This is a genomic window from Saccharopolyspora sp. (assembly GCF_017434145.1).
GTDB classification, from domain to species: domain Bacteria; phylum Actinomycetota; class Actinomycetes; order Mycobacteriales; family Pseudonocardiaceae; genus Saccharopolyspora_C; species Saccharopolyspora_C galaxeae.
In genome coordinates this window covers 1-3528 of sequence record NZ_JAFRFW010000679.1, presented here as the reverse complement: position 1 = coordinate 3528, position 3528 = coordinate 1, and the positions used below count along the sequence as shown (strand labels likewise).

The following is a 3528-nucleotide window of genomic DNA, read 5'->3' as shown; positions in this document are numbered from 1 at the left end:
GCCAGCAGCGGAACGCCGATGCCTGCGACGCCGTCGCCGAGGAACTCGATGGTGCCGATCTCCTCCATCATGCTCACGTAGGTCACCACGCCGCAGATCAGCAGCACGGTCGGCCACGCGACCTCGCCGATGCACGCCTTGGTCGTCTGCGGCGAGATGATGCACAGCACGGTGGCGATGCTCAGCGACAGCAGTCCGACGTCGAATTCCAGCGCGAGCGCGCCGACGGCCAGCAGGGCCAGGCCGGTGAGCGTGATCGCGCGATTCGCGTTGAGCGTGGTGACTTGTGCGAGCGCACCGGTGGCCGGTTCGGCCGCGGTGGCCGTGGTGGTGCCGCCGGTTCCTCCGCTGGTCCCGGGTCCAGCCATTTCTCCGGAGCTTTCCGGAGACTCGGTGTCGACTTTCCGCCGCAGCAGTTCCCGGCCGCCGAACAGGAAGAAGACGAGCACGCTGAGCAACAGGTTGAAAACGAATTGGCTGCCCCACAGCAACGCCGGGTTGCTGGGCAGTCCGCTGCGTTCCACCACGCCGTTCGTGATGCTGCCGAAAATGCTGATCGGCGAGAAGCCGCCCGCGGTGGCGCCGTTGATGATCAGCAGGCCCATCAGCATCGGGTTGATCCGGTAGCGGGCGGCGAAGTTCAGCCCGATCGGGGCCATGATCGCGACCGCGCCCGGCACGACCGCGCCCACCATCGTCAGCAGGCTCGTCACCAGGAACATCACCCACGGGACCAGCGCGATCCGGCCGCGCACGGCGCGGACTCCGACGTGGATGAGCCAGTCGACGGTGCCGTTGCTCTTGGCGATGGCGAACAGCAGCGTGACCCCGACCAGCACGGTGAACAGGTCGCCGGGGAATCCGGAGAACAGGTCGTCGGCGCTTTCCCGCACCACGAAAGTGCCGATGAGGAATGCGCCCAGAAAAGCTACTGCGCCCATGTTCACCGAGCGCAGCGTGGCGATCAGGAAAATGAGTACCAGGCCGATGATGGAGACTACTTGTACGGACATGTGGCTCCTCGGTGCGAGGCAGTCGTCGGCTCGGGGACGGGAGCGGGAACTGAATTCATGAGGCGAATCCGTGGTCTCGTGCCGAGGAAGTATGGCCCCGGCCACATTTGACGTCAAGAGTTGCAGAACTGAATGAGGAGAATCCGATGGCGCAGCCGATCGGCAATCACTTCCTGCAAATTCCAGGCCCGACGAACGTTCCGGAGCGGGTGTTGCGCGCGATGTCCGCGCCCACCATCGATCACCGCGGCCCGGAGTTCGCCGAGCTGACCGGAGAGGTGCTGCAAGCGGTGCGGCCGGACTTCGGCACCACCGGCCCGGTCGTGATCTACCCGTCGTCGGGGACCGGTGCGTGGGAGGCGGCGCTGGTCAACACGCTCAGCCCCGGAGACCGGGTGCTGGCGTTCGAGACCGGGCACTTCGCGGTGCTGTGGCGGGAGATGGCCGAGAAGTTGGGCCTGCGGGTGGATTTCGTGCCCGGCGATTGGCGGCATGGCGTCGATCCGGTGGTGGTCGCCGAACGGCTCGCCGGGGACTCCGCGCACGAGATCAAGGCGGTCTGCGCGGTGCACAACGAGACCTCCACCGGCGTGACCAGCCGGATCGCCGAGGTGCGGCGGGCGATGGACGAGGCGGCTCATCCGGCGCTGCTGCTGGTGGACACGATCTCCTCGCTCGGCTCGATCGACTACCGGCACGACGACTGGGGCGTGGACGTCACGATCTCCTGCTCGCAGAAGGGCCTGATGCTGCCGCCGGGCCTCGGTTTCAACGCGGTGAGCGAGAAGGCCTTGCGGGCTAACGAGAAGGCCGGTCTGCCGCGGTCCTATTGGGACTGGCAACCGGTTCTACAGGCCAATCGGCGGGGTTTCTTCCACAGCACACCGGCGACGAATCTCCTGTTCGGACTGCGGGAGGCGCTGCGGATGCTTGATGACGAGGGCTTGCCGCAGGTCTTCGAGCGCCACCGGCTGCACTCCGCGGCCACGCGCGCCGCCGTGCGCGCGTGGGGTCTGGAGACGTTGTGCCTGGACGAGCGCGAGCATTCACCGGCGCTGACGGCGGTTGTGCTACCCGATGGCCATGATGCGGACAAGGTTCGCGAGTTGATCCTGCACCGGTTCAACATGTCGCTCGGCGCGGGCCTGGGCAAGGTCGCTGGCAAGGTCTTCCGCATCGGGCACTTGGGCCACTTCAACGATGTATCGCTATCCGGGACGCTCGCGGGTGTCCAGATGGGACTCGAGTTGGCCGGTGTTCCGATCGATCAGGGCGGTGTCGAGGAAGCCCTGCGAGTGCTGAAGGCGGCGTGATGAGCGAGCTGGAAAACGAGCTGCGGCGCGAAATCTCCGGCGAGGTCGCTTTCGACGACTACACCCGGCACCTGTTCTCGCGCGACGCGAGCATGTACACGATCACGCCGCTGGGCGTGGTGTTCCCGCGGGACGCCGACGATGCGGCCGCCGCTGTCGCCGTCGCCCGTGAGCACGAAGTGCCGGTGGTGCCGCGCGGAGCGGGCACGAGCCTCGCCGGGCAGACCGTCGGTCCGGGACTCGTGCTGGACTTTTCCCGGTACATGAACCAGATCCTGGATCTCGACCCGGAATCGCGGACGGCTCGCGTGCAAATGGGCGTGGTGCAGGACCAGCTCAACCGGGCCGCCGCGCCGCACGGGCTGATGTTCGGCCCGGACACTTCGACCAGCAATCGCGCCACGCTGGGCGGGATGATCGGCAACAACTCCGCGGGCAGCGGCTCGGTGCGCTACGGCATGACGATCGACCACGTGCGCGAGCTGAGCGTGGTGCTCGCGGATGCCAGCAGGGCGCGTCTCGGCCCGGTGGACGAAACCGAGCGGCAACGACGTGCAGCGGCCGGGACGCTGGAAGGCGCGCTGTACCGGGAACTTCCGCGGATCGTCGCGGAGAACAAGGACGCGATCGCCGGCGGCTACCCGGAGTTCTGGCGCCGCTCGGGCGGTTATCGGCTCGACCGGATATCCGCCGAACCGTTCGACCTCGCCGAGTTCGTCGTCGGCTCGGAGGGAACGCTGGTCGTGGCCACCGAAGCACTGGTGGACCTGGTACCGAAACCGAGGCACACGGTGATCGCGGTCGGGCACTTCACCTCCACCCAAGCGGCGATCGAGGCGACCGAGGACGCGCTGAGCTTCGATCCGTCCGGTGTGGAGCTGATGGACCGCACGATCCTGGACCTGTCCCGGGAACGCATCGAGTACGCCTCGCTGGGCACGATCCTGGAAGGTGACCCGGATGCGCTGCTGTTCGTCAGCTTCACCGGCGACGATCAGGACGAGCTGACCGGACGGCTGCAACGGCTGAGTTCCTTGTGGCGCAAGCACGAGCACGGCTACCACACCCTTGAAGCGGTTACTCCGCAACAACAATCGGCGTTGCTGAAGGAGCGCAAGGCGGGCCTCGGCCTGCTGATGGCCGCGGGCTCCGGAACGCGCCGGCCACTGGCGTTCGTGGAGGACACCGCGGTCGATCCCAAG

General features: G+C 67.1%; 3 protein-coding genes. 2 read left to right on the top strand and 1 reads right to left on the bottom strand.

What is annotated here, in order from left to right:
• Nucleotides 1-1013, bottom strand: a 1013-nt coding sequence (locus IJH84_RS18615) for an SLC13 family permease (RefSeq protein WP_295146762.1), incomplete at its 3' end; no start/stop codon positions are given.
• A gap of 146 nt (nucleotides 1014-1159) precedes the next feature.
• Here IJH84_RS18615 and IJH84_RS18610 point away from each other — a divergent pair.
• Both IJH84_RS18610 and IJH84_RS18605 read left to right on the top strand, forming a co-directional pair.
• A complete protein-coding gene (locus IJH84_RS18610) occupies nucleotides 1160-2326 on the top strand; it encodes an aminotransferase class V-fold PLP-dependent enzyme (RefSeq protein ID WP_295146760.1) in 1167 nt (388 codons plus the stop codon).
• The coding region (locus IJH84_RS18605; protein ID WP_295146758.1) for an FAD-binding oxidoreductase at nucleotides 2326-3528 on the top strand (1203 nt) is incomplete at its 3' end. The genes IJH84_RS18610 and IJH84_RS18605, both read left to right, overlap by 1 nt.

What these genes read in the sequence shown, in the direction of transcription:
- IJH84_RS18610 (WP_295146760.1), top strand. Translation starts at nt 1,160, where the DNA reads ATGGCGCAGCCGATCGGCAATCACTTCCTGCAAATTCCAGGCCCGACG.